16 protein-coding genes and 1 tRNA gene are annotated in these 20,415 nt (G+C 67.7%); 12 read left to right on the forward strand and 5 right to left on the reverse strand.

From position 1 onward, the window contains the following. Positions 1-181: 181 nt before the first annotated feature. The 7 genes from ssd to O3I_RS01945 all read left to right on the forward strand — a co-directional run bounded on the left by ssd (position 182) and on the right by O3I_RS01945 (position 6,163). Positions 182-1,288 (forward strand): septum site-determining protein Ssd, encoded by a 1,107-nt coding sequence (gene ssd / locus O3I_RS01915; protein WP_014981201.1) that lies wholly within the window; start codon positions 182-184, stop codon positions 1,286-1,288. A gap of 142 nt (positions 1,289-1,430) precedes the next feature. Then, positions 1,431-2,612, forward strand: a complete 1,182-nt coding sequence (locus tag O3I_RS01920) for a TadA family conjugal transfer-associated ATPase (protein WP_014981202.1) — start codon at positions 1,431-1,433, stop codon at positions 2,610-2,612. 282 nt (positions 2,613-2,894) lie between these two features. Then, on the forward strand, positions 2,895-3,686 hold the full coding sequence (locus O3I_RS01925; protein ID WP_041563298.1) for a type II secretion system F family protein: 792 nt from the start codon (positions 2,895-2,897) through the stop codon (positions 3,684-3,686). 411 nt (positions 3,687-4,097) lie between these two features. Continuing rightward, positions 4,098-4,691 carry a type II secretion system F family protein gene (locus O3I_RS01930; RefSeq protein WP_041563299.1) on the forward strand — a complete coding sequence of 198 codons (594 nt, stop codon included), beginning with the start codon at positions 4,098-4,100 and terminating at the stop codon, positions 4,689-4,691. A gap of 338 nt (positions 4,692-5,029) precedes the next feature. Further along, the gene (locus O3I_RS01935; RefSeq protein ID WP_014981205.1) at positions 5,030-5,215 is read left to right on the forward strand and encodes a DUF4244 domain-containing protein; all 186 of its coding nucleotides are present in this window, start codon (positions 5,030-5,032) and stop codon (positions 5,213-5,215) included. 14 nt (positions 5,216-5,229) lie between these two features. Continuing rightward, the gene (locus O3I_RS01940; RefSeq protein ID WP_171904448.1) at positions 5,230-5,592 is read left to right on the forward strand and encodes a TadE family type IV pilus minor pilin; all 363 of its coding nucleotides are present in this window, start codon (positions 5,230-5,232) and stop codon (positions 5,590-5,592) included. A 172-nt stretch (positions 5,593-5,764) separates the two neighbouring features. Continuing rightward, complete coding sequence (locus O3I_RS01945; RefSeq protein ID WP_051066875.1) at positions 5,765-6,163, forward strand: Rv3654c family TadE-like protein; 399 nt, start codon at positions 5,765-5,767, stop codon at positions 6,161-6,163. A gap of 310 nt (positions 6,164-6,473) precedes the next feature. Here O3I_RS01945 and O3I_RS01950 read toward each other — a convergent pair whose 3' ends face one another. Continuing rightward, positions 6,474-8,846 (reverse strand): DEAD/DEAH box helicase, encoded by a 2,373-nt coding sequence (locus O3I_RS01950; RefSeq protein WP_051066468.1) that lies wholly within the window; start codon positions 8,844-8,846, stop codon positions 6,474-6,476. A gap of 436 nt (positions 8,847-9,282) precedes the next feature. Between O3I_RS01950 and O3I_RS01955 the strand changes: the two genes are divergently transcribed. From O3I_RS01955 to O3I_RS01965, 3 genes are all read left to right on the forward strand, one after another. After that, positions 9,283-9,489, forward strand: a complete 207-nt coding sequence (locus tag O3I_RS01955; protein WP_011206895.1) for a cold-shock protein — start codon at positions 9,283-9,285, stop codon at positions 9,487-9,489. Positions 9,490-9,811: 322 nt separating this feature from the next. Next, positions 9,812-12,709, forward strand: a complete 2,898-nt coding sequence (gene topA, locus O3I_RS01960) for a type I DNA topoisomerase (RefSeq protein ID WP_041563303.1) — start codon at positions 9,812-9,814, stop codon at positions 12,707-12,709. A gap of 99 nt (positions 12,710-12,808) precedes the next feature. Further along, positions 12,809-13,273: a DUF664 domain-containing protein gene (locus O3I_RS01965; protein WP_051066876.1), complete on the forward strand. Its 465-nt coding sequence runs from the start codon at positions 12,809-12,811 to the stop codon at positions 13,271-13,273. A gap of 5 nt (positions 13,274-13,278) precedes the next feature. Here the strand turns inward: O3I_RS01965 and O3I_RS01970 are convergent, their stop codons facing one another. Then, positions 13,279-13,824, reverse strand: coding sequence for a DJ-1/PfpI family protein (locus tag O3I_RS01970; protein WP_014981211.1), 546 nt, complete (start codon positions 13,822-13,824; stop codon positions 13,279-13,281). 112 nt (positions 13,825-13,936) lie between these two features. On the opposite strand from O3I_RS01970, the gene O3I_RS01975 reads away from it, so the two are divergent. Both O3I_RS01975 and O3I_RS01980 read left to right on the forward strand, forming a co-directional pair. Then, positions 13,937-15,142, forward strand: coding sequence for a DNA polymerase III subunit delta' (locus O3I_RS01975; RefSeq protein WP_041563304.1), 1,206 nt, complete (start codon positions 13,937-13,939; stop codon positions 15,140-15,142). Between the two features lie 57 nt (positions 15,143-15,199). Further along, a tRNA-Thr gene (locus O3I_RS01980) sits at positions 15,200-15,275 on the forward strand. Between the two features lie 99 nt (positions 15,276-15,374). Here O3I_RS01980 and O3I_RS01985 read toward each other — a convergent pair. From O3I_RS01985 to O3I_RS01995, 3 genes are all read right to left on the reverse strand, one after another. Next, the gene (locus O3I_RS01985) at positions 15,375-16,649 is read right to left on the reverse strand and encodes a tyrosine-type recombinase/integrase (protein ID WP_041562354.1); all 1,275 of its coding nucleotides are present in this window, start codon (positions 16,647-16,649) and stop codon (positions 15,375-15,377) included. Positions 16,650-16,915: 266 nt separating this feature from the next. Beyond that, positions 16,916-18,649, reverse strand: coding sequence for a replication initiator (locus O3I_RS01990; RefSeq protein WP_014981214.1), 1,734 nt, complete (start codon positions 18,647-18,649; stop codon positions 16,916-16,918). Positions 18,650-18,981: 332 nt separating this feature from the next. Then, positions 18,982-20,373, reverse strand: a complete 1,392-nt coding sequence (locus O3I_RS01995; RefSeq protein WP_014981215.1) for a cell division protein FtsK — start codon at positions 20,371-20,373, stop codon at positions 18,982-18,984. Positions 20,374-20,415 lie beyond the last annotated feature (42 nt).

Below are 20,415 nucleotides of genomic sequence, written 5' to 3' on the forward strand. Positions count from 1 at the left end.
CCGACCCCCCGGGGCTGAACCCGACGGCCCCAGCCTCCTCCCCCCCCGGCTGGGGCCGTCCTCTATTCAGGGGACGGTCTGGTTCCTGCTCAGGAACGAAAAGTTCTCCACACCCGCGAGTTATCCACATTCGGCATAGTGCCCCTTCTGTCGGACCGCCGATTCAGCGACGCTCAGCTGCATGAATCGTGAAGCGGCGCCGGACAACAGCACGCCACCGGCACTCGTGCTCCTGCACGACCCCCGGCTGCGCGACGAGGTGCGGCGCGTCGCCGCCGCGGCCGAACGCACACTCGACGAACAGGAGCTCCCCGTCGGCCGGCCCGCCTGGACCGGTGCGCCGCTGGTGATCCTGGACACAATCGCCGCGCGCGAGTCCGTCGCGGCGGCATACCTGCGCCGCGTCGGCGTAATCCTGGTCACCGACGGGGAACCGGCACTGCCGGACTGGCAAGCCGCAGCCGCCGTCGGCGCCGAACGCGTCATCGCGCTGCCGGGCGCCGCCGTAGGACTTATCGAGAGGTTTGCTGAGTACGGCGAACACCGTGACGGAGACGGCATCGTCGTCGCCGTGGCAGGGGCCGGCGGCGGCGCGGGTGCGTCGACGCTCGCCGCCGCGACGGCACTGCGCGCCGCAGCCGAAGAGTTCCGTCACGACACGATCCTGGTCGACGGTGCGCCCCTCGGCGGCGGTCTCGACCTGCTGCTCGGCATCGAGACGACCGCCGGGCTGCGCTGGCCCGACCTGGTCGTCGAAGACGGCCGGGTCTCCGCCGCCGCGTTGCACTCCGCGCTTCCCGCCGCCGCCCCCGGGCTCGCGGTGCTGTCCTGCGCGCGCAGCGGTGCGGGCCGGTTGCCGCGCGAGATCGGGCCCGCCGCCGTCCGCGCGGTACTCGAAGCAGGCCGTGCCGCAGGCGATTTGGTGATTTGCGACATTTCCGGCGAACGGGGCCCGCATGCCGACCAGATGCTCGACTCCGCCGACCTCGTCGTCCTGGTGGTGCCCGCCAAGCTGCGCGCGGTCGCCGCCGCCGAAGCCGTTTCCGCACATATCGCACGACGAAACCCGAACCAGGGCTTGATAGTCCGCGGGCCCGCTCCCGGCGGCCTACGCGGGCCCGAAGTAGCGGAGGTGCTCGACCTGCCCCTGCTCGCCGCGGTGCGCGCCCAGGCCGGACTCGCCGCACACCTGGAACGGCACGGCCTCACCATGCGTCGTGGACCGTTGCGGGAAGCCGCGGATGCGGTGCTCAGCGTATTGAGCGCACCGGCCGGACAGCGCCGATGAGCGTCACGGTTCACTCGCCGCTTGCCTCGTCGTCCGTATGTGACCGGTGCGAGCGACGAGATCTCGGCGCTGAGCAGTCAACTGCGCGGATCGACCTCCCGGCCGGGTCTGTCGGTTGCGGGAGTTCGGGGCGGGGGCGGCGATGAGTGCGCTGGTGACTTCCGAGTTGTTGGATCGGGTGCGGGAGCGGCTGTCCGGTGCGGCCGGAGAACCGGATCCGGCGCGGGTGGCCGCCGCGATCCGAGCCGAGGCGGGCGGTGTACTCGGCGATACGGACCTGCTGCGGGCACTGCGGCTGTTGCAGACCGAAATGACGGGTGCGGGGTTGCTCGAACCGCTGCTGCACGATCCGCAGGTGGCCGATGTCCTGGTCACCGGGCCGGATGCGGTGTGGATAGATCGTGGGCACGGTCTGGAGAAGACCTCGATCACCTTCCCCGACGAGGCGGCGGTGCGTCGGCTCGCGCAGCGGCTGGCGTTGTCCGCCGGTCGGCGGCTGGACGACGCGCAACCCTGGGTGGACGGCAAATTGTCCGGAACCGGAGCGGCCCTGGGTGATTCGTTCGGCGTCCGCCTGCACGCTGTGCTCGCACCCGTCGCGCACGGCGGCACCTGTCTGTCCCTGCGAGTACTGCGGCCCGCCACCCAAGGTCTGGATGCCTTGGCCGCGGCCGGAGCGGTGCCCGCGGACGCGAAACGCCTCCTGGAACGAATCCTGCGCGCCCGGTTGGCCTTTCTGGTGGTCGGTGGTACCGGATCGGGTAAAACCACGCTGCTGTCCGGCCTGCTCGCCATCGTGAACCCGCACGAACGGATCATCTGCGTCGAGGACGCGGCCGAACTGGCGCCGCCGCATCCACACGTGGTGCGCTTGGTCGCGCGCACCGCCAACGTCGAGGGTGTCGGCGCGGTCACCGTGCGCGACCTCGTACGGCAAGCCCTGCGCATGCGGCCGGACCGCATCGTGGTCGGCGAGGTGCGCGGCGCCGAGGTGGTCGACTTGCTGACCGCCCTGAACACCGGCCACGACGGCGGCGCCGGCACCGTCCACGCCAACTCGCCGCAAGAGGTGCCGGCCCGCCTGGAAGCCCTTGCCGCCCTCGGCGGAATGGACCGAGCCGCCCTGCACAGCCAGCTCGCCGCCGCCATCCAGATCGTCCTGCACGTCCACCGCCGCCCCGACGGTTCCCGCGGACTCCGCGAAATAGGCCTGCTCCACCGCCACCCCGACGGCCGAGTCCACATCACCCCCGCCTGGCACGCCACCACCCCTGCCCCCGCCGCCGAAGACCTTTCGCAACTCCTCGACGAAAGGCTCCGCTGATGCCCACCACCTCGACCCGAGCACAACCGCTACAGGCCGCCGCACTCGGCGAGGAGCGTTCGACAGGTGCGGTGCCGAATCCGCCAGCAGCACTCCATCTCTGCCCAGCTGCAGGTCGAATCAGACGCGCCGCGTGCCGTTCTCATCGTCGGGCGGCGGGGCGATGATCGGCGCGCTGAAGTGCCCTGCTGCCGCATCCATCGCGGCACCAGTGTCGTTGTCCCGCCGTCGACCCGCCCTGGTGCTTGCGCTGCGAGGTTGTCGTCGTTGGGCGGTGCGGTGATGGTTGGCGCGTTGGTGTGTATCGCGGCGGCGTTGCTGGTAGCGCCGGTGTCGTTGTCGCGCCGCCGGTTCGCGCTGGTGTTCGTGCAGCGAGCGGATACGCGACGTTGGCAGCGCGGCTGGATGTTTCGCTGCGCAGCTGTCGCGACGGTGCTGGCCGTGCTGCTCGTCGGCCCGGGCCCGTTCCTTGCGGCGGCGATGGTCGCTTGCACCGTCGGCTTCCGGGTCCGGCGGGCGCGCCGGGATCAGCGCAGACATCTCGAACGCACGCATCTGCTGGATGCGTTGGAGGCAGTCGTCGGCGAACTTCGGGTGGGCGCGCACCCCAGCGCCGCCGCCGCGCTCGCGGCCGCCGAAGCGCGCGGCGAATCCGCGAAGGCGTTCGCCGTCAGCGCGGGCCGCAGCAAGCTGGGCGGATCGGCTGCCGCAGGGCTACGCGACTCCGATTCCGTTGTCGCAGTGGAGTTGTCACGGATCGCCGACGCCTGGCAGGTGGCCGAGCAGCACGGTCTCGCGCTGGCCGAACTCCTCTCCGCCGCCCGCGCCGACCTGTCCGGCCGGATCCGCTTCCACAGCCGTACCACCGCTGCCCTCGCCGGTGCTCGGGCCACCGCCACCGTCTTGGCAGCCCTCCCGCTACTCGGCCTAGCCCTCGGCCACCTGATGGGCGCCGCCCCCCTCCACGTCCTGCTGGCAACCCCAACCGGCACCGTCCTCCTCCCGCTAGGCGCCGCCCTAGCCTGCACCGGCCTCCTCTGGACAGACGCCATTACCCGAAAGGCGCTGGCATGAACCACTCTTCGTGTGCCCCACCCCACAAGGCGGTAGATGCGTCTCCCGCAAAGGCCCCCCGCATAAAGCAGCCACTGGCGGGTGCCGGTATGCGCTGGATACATGCGGTCGCCCCGGCAGGTGCTCGCTTGATCAGTTCGCCGTGGGTGTTGCTCGCCACGGCTGTAGGCGCTTCTCCTGCAAGGCGCCCCGTATGAGCCAGGTGTTGGCTGGTGTCGGCGTGTGCCGGACGGATGCGGTCGGCCCGAAATGTGTTGGTGTGGAGAAGCTGATGCTTGGGTGCACCGCTCACGTCGGGACAGAGGCGTGGACTTGTGAGGTGCTCGGATGAGTCGACTGCTTTGTGGTCCTGAGGTTTTGGTGTACTCGCTCGGACGCGGGGGTGTGGCGATCGACGTGGGATATCCCGAGATGCCGGTTTTGTTGCTTGCTGTCGCGCTGATTCTGTTGCCCGGCCGGGTGGCGGTCAGTCGACGGTGGCGGGCGCTCTGGGCGTCAGGAACAGCGCTGGCGGCCGCGCCCACGCGGCAGCAACTCGACTCGCTGGCGTCGGCGTCCGTGTTCGACCTGTTGGCAGCCTGCCTGCGGGCCGGTTTGCCGATGGCGGGGGCGGCGCGGGCGGTGGCGCCCGGCGCGCCGGAGCCGCTCGGAACCGCTTTGCTGCGCGCCGCCGACTTGCTCGCCCTCGGCGCGGATGCCACTACCGCTTGGGAACGGGCGGCCGCGGAGGGCAACGGCCGCGCGGGTGCGGAGGAGATCGAGTCACTGGCCCGAATGGCGCGGCGATCCGCTCGCTCCGGCGCCTCCCTCGCCGCGGCGATCGGTGAACTGGCCGAACAGCGCAGAGCCGCAGTGGAAGACGCGGCCGCCGCCCGCGCCGAGCGAGCCGGAGTACTGGTCGGCGGCCCCCTCGGCCTGTGCTTCCTACCGGCATTCGTCTGCCTCGGCATCGTCCCGGTCGTGATCGGCCTGGCCGGTCGCGTACTCGATGGCGGCCTCCTGTGAACCCGCGACACAGTGCGCCGAGCGAGTGCTGCCATACCAGCCGAGAACGCGAGCTTGCCGCCAGCGCAGCGCCAGGCACAAGTAATCGGGGCCGCGCGGGCGATGCCGGCGCGGCGACGTGCGTGGTCAGGACGGACATGAACAGCAGCGAGGGGGAGTCGTGCAGATGAAGGTTTCGGTTTCGGGGACCTGCCCGGGGATTGGCGACGAAGGGTCGGTTGACCGGGCGACGGAAACGTGCCTGTGCGGAGCGGCCGCACGGGTCGGAGTGAGAGGGGAGTCAGGTGCGAGTCGGGCATGTAGTGCACAGCACGGTGAGTGGAGTGGGCGCCATATATATGGAGGTGCGGGCGCGGACGTTGCGGGCGATGGTCGCCGAAGACGGCATGAGCACGGCCGAGTACGCGATCGGCACGATAGCGGCCGCGGCCTTCGGCGCGGTTCTATATGGCGTCGTGACGGGCGACAGCATCGTGAACGCGTTGACGCGGATCATCGATCGGGCGTTGAACACCGCCGTCTGAACAGGGAGCAGAGCCTGTTAAAACGTTGCGGTGGAATCGATCTCGGTGACGATCGTGGTTCGGTCACGGTCGAGGCGGCCATTGCCCTCGCCACCGTGATCGTGGCGGTGGTGCTGTGCCTCGGCGCATTACTGGCGGCGTCGGCGCAGGTGCGCTGCGTCGACGCCGCCCGCGAGGCAGCCCGGCTCGCGGCCCGCGGCGACGAGGCGAACGCCCTGACCGCCGCCCACCGCGTCGCCCCGCCCTCCGCCGACATCTCACTCCGCACCGAAGGGACCTACGTGATCGCCCGGGTAACCGCTCGCGCCCCACTCCTCCCACTCTTCACCCTCCACGCCGATGCCGTCGCCACCCGCGAACCCGGCTCGGCCCAATGAACGGACGCGCGCACCTTTCTGGGGCACGTGCCGGACAGGGGGATCGGGGCGTGGTGACCGTGCGCGTAGGCCTGCTCCGCATTTTCGGATCGGACCGACGCTGTCGGACCGTGTGTTTCTGGGCACGTCTCGGACGGGGGATGGGGCGACTGTGTTCGCGGTCCTGACCCGCATCTTCGGCCGGAACCGACACCATCGCCCCTGCCCGTCCTGGACCCGTCTTCGCCACGGGGACCGGGGTGCGGCGACTGTGTTCTCTTGTCTGGCGCTGGCCGGGTTGATCGCGGTGACACTGTTGATCGGGCAGGTGGGCGTGGCGGTGGTCACCCGGCATCGGGCGCAGGCGGCGGCGGATCTGGCGGCGCTCGCGGCGGCGGCGCGGTTGGTCGAGGGGCTGGAGGTGGGGTGTGGCGAGGCGACAGAGGTGGCGCGGCGGATGGGTGCTCGCGTGCGCGGATGTGCGGTCGCCGAGTGGGATGCGACGGTGATTGTCGAACGGAATGTACCAATAGGTCTGTTAGGTGTTCGGGTGGTGCGCGCAGTCGCACGAGCAGGACCGGTTGTGAAGTGAGACAGATCAGTGTGTGTGTTCGCTGTGAGAACGATGTCGCGAGTAGCGGAAATCGGTAATTCCCCAGGCCGTTTAATTTCATCGGGGACAATTTCCGCAGGAGCGCGGATAAAGAATCGGATGAATGCGCATGTACGCAGACGGCGATGTGGGCAATAGCGTAGTTAACCTGAATTCATTCCTCTTTATTCGGCGGTGGGTCGCTGCGCTCCGACCGCCCGCACCCTCGTGTCGAGGCCGACTACGCAGGTCAGATGGATATCTGATCACACCTCGGGCTCGACCTCGTCACGAGGAAGGCGCGACGGCGTCACCGAACCGTCAGTTCGGCCAGCACCGCGCTCAGCAGCCGCGCCGCGCCGGCCTTGTCCAGCGGGTGGTTTCCGTTCCCGCACTTCGGTGACTGGACGCAGGACGGGCACCCCGCCGCACAGGCGCAGGCTTCGATGACGTCGAGGGTCGCCGAGAGCCAGCGGTGCAGCTGGGCGAACCCCCGCTCGGCGAAGCCCGCGCCGCCCGGCTGGCCGTCGTAGACGAACACCGTGGGCAACCCGGTATCCGGATGTTCGGCGATGGAGACGCCGCCGATATCCCAGCGATCGCAGGTCGCCACCAGCGGCAACAGTCCGATCGCGGCGTGCTCGGCGGCGTGCAGTGCGCCGGGCACGGCCGCCGGCTCGATGCCCGCCAGCGTCAACAACTCCGGGCTCACCGTGTAGAGCACGGCCCTGGTGGGCAGCGTGTGCTCCGGCATATCGAGTTCGACCAGGTCCAGGACCTCGCCGGTGACCAGGGTGCGCAGATAGCCGATCACCTGACTGGTCACCCTGACCTTGGCCAACGCGGTCGTCACGTGACCGTGCCGGTGCTGGTCGGTCATCGCGTCGATGGCGATGGAGGTGACCGAGCGGGCGCTGGTGGTCCACCCGGGTTCGGCGGCGTGCACGAACGCGACGCCGTCCTCGAGATCGAGTTCGTCGACGACATAGGACTCGCCTTGATGCAGATGGACGGCACCCTGATGCAGGGTCGCGGGCGCCCGTCCCGCGTCGGCGGTGCCGAGCAGCCTGCCGGTTTCCCCGTCGACGATGGCCACCGGAGTGCCGATGCCGCCGCGCACGTCGACGGCGTCGTGCGGCTGTGTCTCCGCGGTGACGTACCAGCGTCCGCGGTCCGCGGCACCTTTGACGGCGCGGCGTCGGATTAGTCCCTGTGCGGCGAGTTCGGTCAGTATTTCTCTGGCGCCGAACTCGTCCACTTCGGTGTCGGTGAGCGGTAGTTCGAGTGCCGCGCAGAGCAACTGGGGACCGAGGACATAGGGATTGTGCGGATCGGTGATCGTCGCCTCGACCGGCTTGTCCAGCAGTGCTTCCGGGTGGTGCACGAGGTAGGTGTCCAGCGGATCGTCCCTGGCGACGAGCACCACCAGCGAGCCCTGGGTGCGGCGTCCGGCCCGCCCGGCCTGCTGCCAGAACGAGGCGACGGTACCGGGAAAACCGCAGATCACCGCCGCGTCCAAGCCGGCGATGTCCACGCCGAGTTCGAGTGCGTTGGTGGTCGCCGCGCCGAGCAGCGAACCATCGGACAGCGCCTGTTCCAGGTCCCGCCGGTCCTCGGCCAGGTATCCCGCGCGATAGGCCGCGACGCGTTCGGCCAGGCTCGGATCGACCTCCAGCAGCAACCGCCGGGCGTCCATCGCGGTGAGTTCCGCGGCGCGACGGGAGCGCACGAAGGTGAGCGTCCGTGCGCCTTCGACCACCAGATCGGCCATGATCCGCGCCGCCTCCGTGGTCGCGGCCCGCCGCACCGGGGCGCCGTTTTCCCCGGTCACGGCGGTGAGCAGCGGCGGCTCCCAGAGCGCGACGGTGCGCGGGCCCTGTGGTGATCCGTCCTCGGTGACCGCGGCGCAGGGCGCTCCGATCAACCGGGCGGCGGCCGCCGCGGGCTCGGCCGTGGTCGCGGAGCAGAGCACGAACACCGGATCGGCGCCGTAGCGCGCCGCGATGCGCCGCAACCTGCGCAGCACCAGCGCCACGTGCGAACCGAAAACGCCCCGGTAGGCATGGCATTCGTCGATCACCACATAGCGCAGCCTGCGCAGCACCCTGGCCCAGCGCTGATGTGAGCGCAGGATGCCGACGTGCAGCATGTCGGGGTTGGTGAACACCCAGCGGGCGTTGGCCCGGACCCACTGCCTGATCTCGGCCGGCGTATCGCCGTCGTAGGTGGCCGGATGGATATCGCGCAGCGGCCCTTCGTGGGTCAGCGTGCCGACGGCCCGCAGCTGGTCCGCGCCGAGCGCCTTGGTCGGCGCCAGATAAAGGGCTGTGGCCCGTGGGTCTCGTTGCAGCGCGGTCAGGACCGGCAGCTGGTAGCCCAGCGATTTTCCGGATGCTGTGCCGGTGCTGACGACCACGTGCGCGCCGCCGAAGGCCAGATCGGCGGTGCGGGTCTGATGGCTCCACGGCGTGTCGATGCCCGTGTCCTGTAATGCGGCCACCACCTCCGGCGATGCCCAATCGGGCCAGGTGGTGACGGCGGCGGCGCGCGCGGGGAGTTCGACGGCGTGGGTCAATCGGGAGTCCGAACCGGTCCCATCCGCCAGGACACGATTCAGCAACGATGTCCCGTAGCTGAGGCTCTCGTACTGGGCCGTTCGGGCGATAGGGGCTGTTGGATTCATGCGGCGCGCGCCACGACACGCGGAGAAAGTGTGAAACGTGTGCGGTTAGGAACCCTCACCTGCCATTTCGATACCCAATAGCGACCTGGGTCACAGGCTGTTTGCCATACGCCGACTCGGTTATCGGGAGGCAAACGAACCTGAAGTCTGGATTCTGGCATTGTGTCCCTCACCTGCGCATTCGCAAGATCAACTTTTTTGCAAATTGTCGGTAACTCGACTGTTGAATTGCTCGAAGACATGGTTCACTGGTTCCTGGTCGCAAGCTTCTGTGTTCGAGGGACGGATCCAAAGTCCAAACCGTCAGCAGGATCGATGTTGCGAACGGTGTGCTTGGTGCTTTCCTGCAGGGGGAACCAACAGTACAGCGGTCGGAACGGACCCGGTGGACGAACCCAGTTGTCCGCCGTTCCGGTAAGAAAAGAGAAGGAACAGAATGGCACAGGGAACTGTGAAGTGGTTCAACGCGGAGAAGGGGTTCGGCTTCATCGCGCCCGAGGACGGCTCCGCTGACGTCTTCGTCCACTACTCCGAAATTCAGGGGTCGGGCTTCCGCACCCTCGAAGAGAACCAGAAGGTCGAGTTCGAGGTCGGCCAGGGCACCAAGGGCCCGCAGGCCACCGGAGTTCGCGCGCTCAGCTGAGCGACGCAATCCAACACTCGTCCCTCACCGCCGGTAACGGAGGTGGGGGACGAGCTATATCCGGGGTAGGGCACAACCCGCCGTGCTGGGGCGAAGTACCTTGTGAACACGCCGTGGCGTAGCCGCGGTGAAAAGACAGGGCATACTGATTCCCAGTGACGCGCGTACGCTCTGTGGTTCAAGTCGCAAGTACTCGGCCACACGTAGCGTCAAGGTATAACCGTGTCTGGTGGCGACGCCCAGCCGTCGTCGTCGCTTGCCCCAAACCCGTGTCGGCGCTGCAAGCGCCCCGCGCGGGTCGACAGGAAAGGTGTATTCGCCGGTGGCAACACGAGACCGCGGTGCAGCCGACCAGGGCCGTCCCCTGCGTCGTCTCGTGATCGTCGAGTCCCCTACCAAGGCCCGAAAGATCGCGCCTTATCTCGGCCGTAACTACACGGTCGAGGCGTCGGTGGGACACATCCGAGACCTACCGCGCGGTGCCGCGGACGTGCCCGCCAAGTACAAGGGCGAGTCCTGGGCGCGCCTGGGCGTGGACGTCGACCACGACTTCGAGGCCATCTATGTGGTGAGCCCGGATAAGAAGGCCAAGGTCGCCGAGCTCAAGAGCCTGCTCAAGGACGCCGACGAGCTCTATCTCGCCACCGACCCCGACCGCGAGGGCGAGGCCATCGCCTGGCATCTGCTGGAAACGCTGAAGCCCAAGGTCCCGGTCCGGCGCATGGTGTTCCACGAGATCACCGAACCAGCCATCCAGGCCGCCGCGGCCGATACGCGTGACCTCGACAACGACCTGGTCGACGCGCAGGAGACCCGCCGCATCCTGGACCGGTTGTACGGCTACGAGGTCAGTCCGGTGCTGTGGAAGAAGGTCATGCCGAAGCTGTCGGCGGGCCGCGTGCAGTCCGTCGCCACCAGGGTGATCGTGCAGCGCGAACGCGAGCGTATGGCGTTCCGTTCCGCCGAATACTGGGATATCGCCGCGAAACTCGACGCGGGTCCCGGCGAGGACGGCGACACCAGCAACCCGCGGACCTTCGGTGCGCGGTTGGTGAGCGTCGCCGGTGCGCGCGTTGCGACCGGTCGTGACTTCAACTCCGACGGTCAGCTCAAGTCCGCCTCCGGTGTCGTCGTGCTCGACGAGGCACACGCGCGCCGACTGGCCCAGGCGCTGGACGGCGTCGACATGGTGGTGTCCTCCGCCGAGGCGAAGCCGTACACGCGTAAGCCGTATCCGCCGTTCATGACCTCGACGCTGCAGCAGGAGGCGGGGCGCAAGCTGCGCTTCAACTCCGAGCGCACGATGCGGGTCGCGCAGCGGCTCTACGAAAACGGCTACATCACCTACATGCGTACCGACTCGACCACGCTGTCGGAGTCGGCGATCGCCGCGGCTCGCTCGCAGGCGACGCAGTTGTACGGCTCCGAATATGTGCATCCGACGCCGCGGCAGTACACCCGCAAGGTGAAGAACGCGCAGGAGGCACACGAGGCGATCCGCCCGGCCGGCGACACCTTCGCCACCCCGGGTCAGTTGCACGCGCGGCTGGACAACGACGAGTTCCGGCTCTACGAGATGATCTGGCAGCGCACGGTCGCTTCGCAGATGGCCGACGCCAGGGGCACCACGCTGACGCTGCGGATCACCGGCGTCGCGGGTACCGGCGAGGAATGCGTGTTCTCCGCCTCCGGTCGCACCATCACCTTCGCGGGCTTCCTGAAGGCCTACGTGGAGAGCGTGGACGAGGAGGCGGGCGGTCAATCCGACGACGCCGAATCGCGACTGCCCGCGCTCAGCGAAGGCCAGGGCGTCACGGCGGTCGAGCTGAATCCCGATGGGCACAGCACGAATCCGCCCGCCAGATACACCGAGGCGTCGCTGATCAAGACGCTCGAAGAACTGGGCATCGGCCGTCCGTCGACGTACTCGTCGATCATCAAGACGATCCTCGATCGCGGCTATGTGTACAAGCGCGGTAGCGCGCTGGTGCCGTCGTGGGTGGCCTTCGCCGTAATCGGTTTGCTGGAAGAACATTTCGGTCGATTGGTCGACTTCGACTTCACCGCGGGCATGGAGGACGACCTCGACGCCATCGCGGGCGGTCGTGAACAGCGTGGAAGTTGGCTGTCCAACTTCTATTTCGGTGGCGACACCGGGGTGGAGGGCTCGGTCGCGCGGTCCGGCGGTCTGAAGAGGATGGTCGGCGAGCGGCTCGACGATATCGACGCGCGAGAAGTCAACTCCATCAAGCTGTTTGCCGACGAGTCGGGCCGCGACGTGGTCGTCCGGGTCGGCCGGTATGGGCCGTACCTGGAGCGGATGGTCCCGAATCCTGATGACCCCGAAGGGGATTCGGTGTCGCAGCGGGCCAACCTGCCCGACGACCTGCCGCCGGACGAACTCACTCCCGAGGTCGCCGAGAAGCTGTTCTCGACCCCGCAGGAAGGTCGCTCGCTGGGCATCGATCCGGCGACCGGGCACGAAATCGTCGCCAAGGAAGGGCGTTTCGGTCCGTACGTCACCGAGGTGCTGCCCGAGCCCGCCGCGGACGAAACCGCCACGCCCGCAAAGAAAACCGCGAAGAAGGCGGCCGCGCCCAAGCCGCGGACCGGATCGCTGTTCAAGTCGATGGACCTGGCCACCGTCACGCTCGACGACGCGCTCAAGCTGTTGTCGCTGCCGCGGGTGGTCGGCGCCGACCCGGCCACCGGTGACGAGATCACCGCGCAGAACGGACGTTACGGCCCATATCTGAAGAAGGGCACCGACTCTCGCTCGCTCACCAGCGAAGGCCAGATCTTCGACGTGACGCTCGAAGAGGCGCTCAAGATCTACTCCGAGCCGAAGCGCCGAGGTCGGCAGGCCTCCGCGGCGGCGCCGTTGCGCGAACTCGGCAACGACTCGGCCTCCGGCAAGCCGATGGTGATCAAGGACGGCCGCTTCGGTCCGTACGTCACCGATGGCGAGACCAACGCCACCCTGCGCAAGGGCGACGAGATCGAGTCGATCACCCCCGAGCGGGCGATGGAGTTGCTCGCCGACCGGCGCGCACGCGGACCGGTGAAGAAGGCGGCCAAGAAGTCGGCTGCGAAGAAGGCGCCCGCGAAGAAGACCGCGGCCAAGAAGACGGCCGTCAAGTCGACGACCACCAAGACGGTCGCCAAGAAGTCGGCCGCGAAGAAGGCGGCGACCAAGAAGACGGGCGTCGGGAATTCCTGAGTTCGCGGGTCGGATGCTGGAGCCGTAGTACGGTCTCGAGTGCACGACCCGCGAAAGGATGTACCTGTGGCCGACCAAGAGCGCGAAGACCTGATCAGCATGCTCGCCGACCAGCGAGACCTGTTCCGGATCACCCTGCGCGGCATCGATGACGACCAAGCCCGTAAGCGCACCACGGTCAGCGAGCTGACCCTCGGCGGCCTGCTGCATCACCTGATCAGCTGCGAGCGGCACTGGGTCACGGTGCTCATCGAACGGGACGAGAACGCCGCGATCGACCCGGCCCGGTTCGAGGGCGAATACGCGATGGCCGAAGGCGAGACCGTCGCGGGGCTGCTCGCCGAGTGGGACGAGGTCGCCGCCGCCACGGCGGAGCTGATCCGCACGGTGGACACCCTCGATACCTCGGTGCCCACGCCGACCGCGCCGTGGTCGCCGGAACGGGTCTGGTGGACCGTCCGCTTCACGGTGCTGCACATCCTGCGCGAGATCGCGCACCACAGCGGGCACGCCGACATCATCCGCGAGGAACTCGACGGCGCGAACAGCACCTACTCGCGCTGAACCGCCTATTCGCCCAGCACCCTGAGGAATTCGCGCATCCACGCCGGATGATCCGGCCAAGCGCGGCCGGTGACGATGTTCTCGTCGACGTGGGCCGCGCTGTCGACGAATTTCGCGCCGGCGGCCTCGATGTCCGGGGCCAGCGCCGGGTACGCGCTGCACGAGCGTCCGGTCAAAACGCCTGCGGCAGCGAGGATCAGCGGTCCATGGCAGAGCGCGGCGATGGGTTTGCCCGCCTCCGCGAAATGCCGGGCCAGGCGCTGGCATTCCGGGTTGTTGCGCAGATATTCCGGCGCGCGGCCGCCCGGCACCACCAGCGCGTCGTAGGCGGCGGGGTCGACGTCGGCGAACGCGACATCGGCCGGCCAACTGTGCCCGGGTTTTTCGGTGTAGGTGTCGAAGCCGTCCACGAAGTCGTGTACCACGAACTGGAGCTTCTTCACGGCCGGGGCGGCGATGTCCACCTCGTGGCCCTCTTCGAGTAGACGCTGATACGGGTACATGACCTCGAGGTCTTCCGCCGCATCGCCGGTGATCAAGAGAATTCGCACGGTGATCGCACCTCCGTCTCGAGGATCCGCCCGGGTGGCACGCGGGTCAAGAGGGATGCGCGTGTCCTGTGCCCGGCGATCGGTGTCGGTGCGGGCCGCTAGGGTGTACGGCGTGGCAGGTGTCTTCGATCGGTTGGTCGGCCAGGATGCGGTCGAGTCCGAGCTGACGGCTGCCGCGATCGCGGCACGCGCCGACGTGGTCGAAGGCGCGATGACGCATTCATGGCTGTTCACCGGCCCGCCCGGGTCCGGGAGATCCGTTGCGGCACTGTGCTTTGCGGCCGCGTTGCAGTGCACCGACCCCGGTTCGCCCGGCTGCGGCCGCTGTCACGCCTGCACGACGACCATGGCGGGCACACACGGCGACGTACGCCGCGTCATCCCCGAGGGGCTGAGCATCAGCACCAAGGAGATGCGCGAGATCGTGCAGGTCGCGTCGCGCCGGCCGAGCACCGGCCGCTGGCAGGTCGTCGTCATCGAAGACGCCGACCGCCTGACCGAGGCCGCGGGCAACGTCCTGCTGAAGGTGGTCGAAGAGCCGCCGGACCGCACCGTGTTCCTGCTGTGCGCGCCGACCGTCGACCCCGAGGACATCTCGATCACCCTGCGTTCGCGCTGCCGGCACGTGCACCTCGTAACCCCGTCGGTGCCTGCCATCGCGCAGGTCCTGCGCGAACGCGACCACCTCGACGAGAAGACCGCCAACTGGGCGGCCTCGATCAGCGGCGGCCACGTCGGCCGGGCCCGCCGTCTCGCCACCGACGGGGATGCGCGCGCCCGCCGTCAACGTGCCCTGGCACTGGTCGCCGCCGCCTCGAAACCCGGCGCCGCCTACGCCGCCGCCGACGAACTGGTCAAGGCCGCAGACGACGAAGCCAAGCAGATGAGCGCCACCCGCGACGACAGGGAACGCGAAGAACTCGCGACCGCCCTCGGCGCGGGCGGCACCGGCAAGGGCGCAGCTGGCGCCACCCGAGGTTCCGCAGGCGTGCTGAAAGACCTGGAACGCCGCCAGAAGTCCCGGGCCACCCGCACCGGCCGCGACGCCCTCGACCGTGCCCTAATCGACGTCGCAGGCGTCTACCGCGACGCGCTGGCGGTCCGCTTCGGCGCCGCCCGCAACGGCTCCGGCGTGGCCCTCACCCACCCCGACCTGTCCGACCAGATCCACGACCTGGCCCGCCGCATCCGCCCCGAGGGCCTCCTGCAATCCATCGACGCCGTCCTGGCCTGCCGCGAAGCCCTCGACCTCAACGTCAAACCCCGCTTCGCCCTGGCTGCCCTCGCCGCCGCCCTAATGGCCGCCCAAACCCCCTGACCACCCGTTTTCGCGATCCACCCCCGAAGACGATAGACTCGCCACGCCGAAAGGCACGCCGCCTTAGCTCAGTCGGTAGAGCGCTTCACTCGTAATGAAAAGGTCGGGGGTTCGATTCCCCCAGGCGGCTCCATATACCCAGGTAGGGGCCGATTTCTGCCCCGCAGAAGTTCAACCTGTCTGGCTGAACTCCCAACTAAGTCCCAACAAAGTCGCTGGACACGCCCGGTGATCAGGTGGGATTGCTCACTGCACGGTTCAAGGCGTCTGCCGCTGCGTGATGCACCCGACCACGTGCCATGTAGCGCCGCTGGGTCATCGCAGGATCAACGTGCCCGAGCACATCTGCTGTCACTCGCGCCGACAGGCCAGCGTCGTCCAGAATCGTCGCCACCGCCCCCCGAAAGCTGTGTGCAGTCACGTCATCAGGGATGCCGAGGGCTTCGCGAACCCGCTGCCATTCATGGCCCAAGTTCTGCGGATCACGCAAGGTCCACACGGCAGACGGGAACACGAGATCGAGCGCATCCCCACCGGTAGGGCGGGAAGCCAGCTTCCGCGCGGCCAGCTCCTTGCGCCGCAGTTTCAACATCTCCACCACGAAGTCAGGCAAAGCGATGGCACCACTCCGATTCTTCGGATCGTCATCGCTCACAACGCGTACAAGGCCGTCACCCTTGACCCGGACGACCTTTCCCGAGGTGCGAAGCGTTCGACGCTCCAGATTGATGTCCGACCACAACAACCCCGCCGCCTGGCTACGGCGTAGGCCGGTACCGGCGAGCAGTGTCACCCAGTCCGCCAGGTCAGCACTCTCGCAGTACTCCGCCACGGTTGGAGGCGTATACGACTTCACCGGAGTCTTGCGGTTCCGCTCGGCTCTCGAAAGCTTTCGCGGACAGGCAACTTCCGATGTCCGCACCGCCGCTAGGATGAACCGCAGCTCATCAACGGTGATGTCGCGTGAGCCGCCTGTGCGGCCCTTCGCCTCGACATTCTGAGCCAGCTTGGATTCACGAACTGGGTTGACGCTCAGCGCGTCTTTACGCACCGCGTAGCGGAACATCCCTGACAGGACAATGCGCCCGGTCCGCATCGTGCCTGGCCCCTTGGCTTCGCCTAAGTCGTTGAGAAAAGCCTCGATAGCGGAGGTCGTCACCTCCAGAAGACGCCGACCACCGAACGCCGTGTCGAACATCTCAGCCACCAAGTCGTAGCGCTCCACCGTTGCCGAAGCCCGCCCCTGCTCAACCAGGTAAATCCGGTACAGCGCCCACAGTTGCCGAACACTTGTCGCCTCCGACAACTCGCCCCCGACATCGATCCGGATCGCGTTCGCCGCATCGAGTACCGCGTCCGTTGCTCGAGAACCGTTGCGATCAGGAATCCTTCGTCCCTGTGCATCGCGTTTCATCGGCGACACCCGCGCCAGATCACGCCGTTTGCCGGATGCATCACGCACCAACACCCGAGCTTGCCAATGCCCCGGGGACAGCTCCGTGAGCATTACGCCACCCGCAACACCGATCGGGCGCGGAGGTCGACCGGTTCTCATGCTGTCTCCAGCGTGGTCAGTCCTCGCGTGCCTCCAGCGCCGCGTCCAGTGCGTGCAGATCCCACCGGAAGTCCTTTCCCACTCGCTTCGGTTTCGGTAGCCACGGATGCTTGTCACGCTCTCGGTTCCAACGCCGGAGCACTTCCGGGTTTACGCGGATGTGCGCAGCGGCCTCCGTGGTCTTCGCCCACCTGCGAACTGGCCAGGTGGATGCGCTCTCAGCTGACATCAGTAGCTCCTGAGTGGTCAAGATCAGTAGTTTTGCTGCCTGTTTGCTCGATGGCAATCGTTGCCCCTGCGCGAATTGCCGAACCTCTGCCGTCGCCGTCGGGGTGCTGTGCGGCGTAGAGGGCGCGGTCGTATTCGGCGCGCCAGGTGATGCGTTGGCTGATCGCTGCCAGCAAGAGTTTCGCTCGCGAGGGCGTGCGAGTGCCGGGGGCGATCGTGGCCCACACATAGCGGCGCGGGTCTTGGGCGGGTTTGTCGATGCCGACTGCGGCCAGGGTGCGGCGGACGAATTCGAGGCGGTCGGCCTTGTGGTCGCCGAGGGTTTTGCCGGTCCACTGCTCGGAGGTGAGTACTCGGTTGCCGGGCAGGGCGAGGGTTTCGCGGCGGTGTGCGCGTGCTTTGCATACGCCGGGAACGGTTTTCGACGTCGCCCCCTTGGGGATGATGCCGTAGAGCAGCCAGATGGCGCACCGCGGACTACACGGTGTCCGGCACAACGCCACGTGTAAGCGGTCGTAGTGGTCCTGCTGGCAAGCTGTGCGGGCGCGCAGCACCTCGGTCACTGATTTGGTCAGGTACTTGCACAGGTAGCCGATCGCTGTATCAGCGGCGGGTGTGCCTGCCGCGATGCCTTGGATGTCGATGCGCGGCCCGAACCGAGCAGTGTGGGCGGGAACGTCGTCAGGTCCGATCGCGTCGACCGCTTCGCCCCAACTCTCCAACGGTTTCCGGCTCACCGGGTCAACAAACGTGGCGTGCTCGGTGTCCCACATCGGAACGACCTTGCCCGGATACCGCATCTGCTCGGCGGGCGGCCACCACACCTGGTGGTAGGTGGCTTGGTGCACCTTGTGCAGCACAGCTCGTGGGATCGCGCCCCGCAATGCCACGTGCAGGTGCGGCGCCCCGCGCCTCTGGGGTTCGACCACGGCGAAGTACTGGACATTCCAGCCCACCACGCGTCGCAGGTTCTGAATCCAGCGTGAGAACAGCCGCGCACAGGTGATCGCATCCCAGGCTGCGCGCCGGTAGTCGTAGGCGTCGGGATCGCGGGCGGCCCCGTCGCCATGGACTTTGCCGTAGCTGGGCATGGTCAGGGTGACGAACATCGAGGAGATGTGACCGCCGAGGGCTCGTCCTACCGTGCGCTCGGAGACATCGGCGCGCGGCAGACCGGGCGCATCCTGGCGGCGGCGAGTCGACCGCCGACGCCGCGAACTCTCCTCGACGCTGCTGTCCCCGCCGGCGTGTGTCTCCTCTGTCTCCGCTGGCGGTGATCCCCTCATGCCCAGCACTGTCAGTTGTTTGTCTGCCCAAGCGATTTCGGCACGCAGCTCGGCCGCCTCGTGTTCGACACCTTCAGCGAGGAGTGCGGCCAGGTCGGCTCGGTAGAGCAGCAGGCCCTCGTGGTCGTAGGTCGCGCGTGTCCGCGCCGGAGTCGGTTCTTCGGTCAGGTGCCAACCTTCGCGGCACTGGGCTTTGCGTAGGGCTTGTGCTTTGCGGGCACAGGGGCCGCAGCGTGATTCGAGTCTGGCACCGCATGGCACCGGAACGAAGGTGGTCCGTCCGGTCACGGTGTCGGTTTGTTCGAGCACGACCGGGCGCACGCAGACTCCGTGTCGGTCTGCGGCAGCGACCGCGATTTCCAGAAACGACGGCCCCCGCCCGCTCGCCTGACTGTCGCTGTCGTGTTCGTGGGATACGTCGTCGAGATGGACAGCCATGAAGACCGCTCCTGTTCCGTTAGGGGAGCTGCGGCACCAGGTCCGCCACGAGAACGCAGCCCGGTCCGGTGCCACAGCAAGCACCGAAAGTCTCTGTGCCGGAACAGCAATGAAGGATTGATGTGGCACCTGCCGGTACAGGCCACGAGCGCTACCCGCGCTGAAAATAGGTCTCGAGGATGCGCTACCCGCGCTGAGAGACTGTGTGATCGCGCTACCCGCGCCGAGAAGTCTGTGTCTGAGTGCGCTGCCCGCGCTGTTGAAAGTGCGGCTCGCAAAAGGAAACTGAAGAGATCGCCTGGCACGGCTTCTACCAGGCTAGCTCGCCGAGATCAGCCAGCGCTCTTACCGAGGTCCACGCCGGTCTCGTCCTCACCCTGGCGGTGTGGAGGCGGGTAGGTGGACATGATCCAGCGGATGTCGTCGTCGGTGACATGAAACGCGCGCACGCGAGTGATTTCCGGTGATTCTTCTTCTTCCACGAACCCCACACCCGGCATCGAGACCGGGATCTGATCACACAGCGCACCCCGCTCACGCGCGTGGTCCCCGAGCGCCATGTCGGGTTGAGTGCGTTCTTTCATCCGCAACCCGATTCGGGACGGGAACAGCTGTCGCAACGGGATGACCTCCTTCGACGGGTCTTGCAGACAACCCATCACCGGCATCGCCACCGCCCGGGACTTGGTCAGCACATCCCCGAGCAGCCGCATGAACTCGTCTCTGATCCGGCGGTCGCTGAAGTAGCTACTCAGGCTCGCTGCCTCATCGATGATCAGCAGCACCAGCGGTTCCGCCACGGTCGGGGTGATCTTGCGCGCCCACGAATCCATGTAGCGCACACCCCGGCTCTGCACCACCGCCGCAGCGTCCTGAACCAACTTCAACGCACCAGGGCCGTTGTCGTAGGCGAAGCGCGCGAACCAGCGCCGCCCGGCACCGAACTCCATACCGCCCTTGGGATCGATCACCCACACCTGCACCAACCCGGCCCGGATCGCCGGACCCAACGCCGCGATCGTGGCCCACGCCACCGACCCCTTACCCGAGCCTGTGGCCCCGGCGACGAGGAACTGATTACCGAGCAACCGCACCTGCCACGGCTTACCCAGTTCGGTCACCCCGATCGTGAGCGCTTCCAGGTCAACGGTTTTCGCGTCCACCCGAGGTAGTGGAATCGGTTCGGTGAGCCGGTCGACCTGGATCACTTCCAGGCGTACCCATCCCGGCTCGATCGTGCGCACCCGCACCCCGACAGCGCCGAACGCATTGCGCAACGCATCGGCGCGATTGGCCCAGTCGTCCACGACCTGGGACTTGAGCATCTTGACCGTCAGCACATCGGCGGTGTCGCCGACCTCGATCTTCGCCAGCCGCGGAGTCAGCACTCCCGTGTCGAGTACCTGAGTCAGCGAGTTCAGCGCGAGCGTGGAGTTCCAGCCCACCCGGTAGCGCTTCCACCCCAGATACCGGCCTCGGATACGCCCGGACACCCACCGCCGCCACGAACCCGGCCACCATGCCCACCACGCCACCCACAACGCACCCGAAAACGCCACCGCACCAACCCCATACGGCCACCCCTGCCACCACCACAACACCCCCGCACCAGCCAGCGGCACCGACAACATCGGATACAACACCGCCCACCACACCACGTGCGCCACCCCGACCACCGCAGCTTCGAGCGCATAGAAAAACGCCTTACCGATGGCATCGAGCATCGTGGGCGTCCCCGGAGGGGGCTTCTGATATTCGGCCGAACG

Origin of the sequence: Nocardia brasiliensis ATCC 700358, assembly GCF_000250675.2 — a bacterium.
Taxonomy (GTDB): domain Bacteria; phylum Actinomycetota; class Actinomycetes; order Mycobacteriales; family Mycobacteriaceae; genus Nocardia; species Nocardia brasiliensis_B.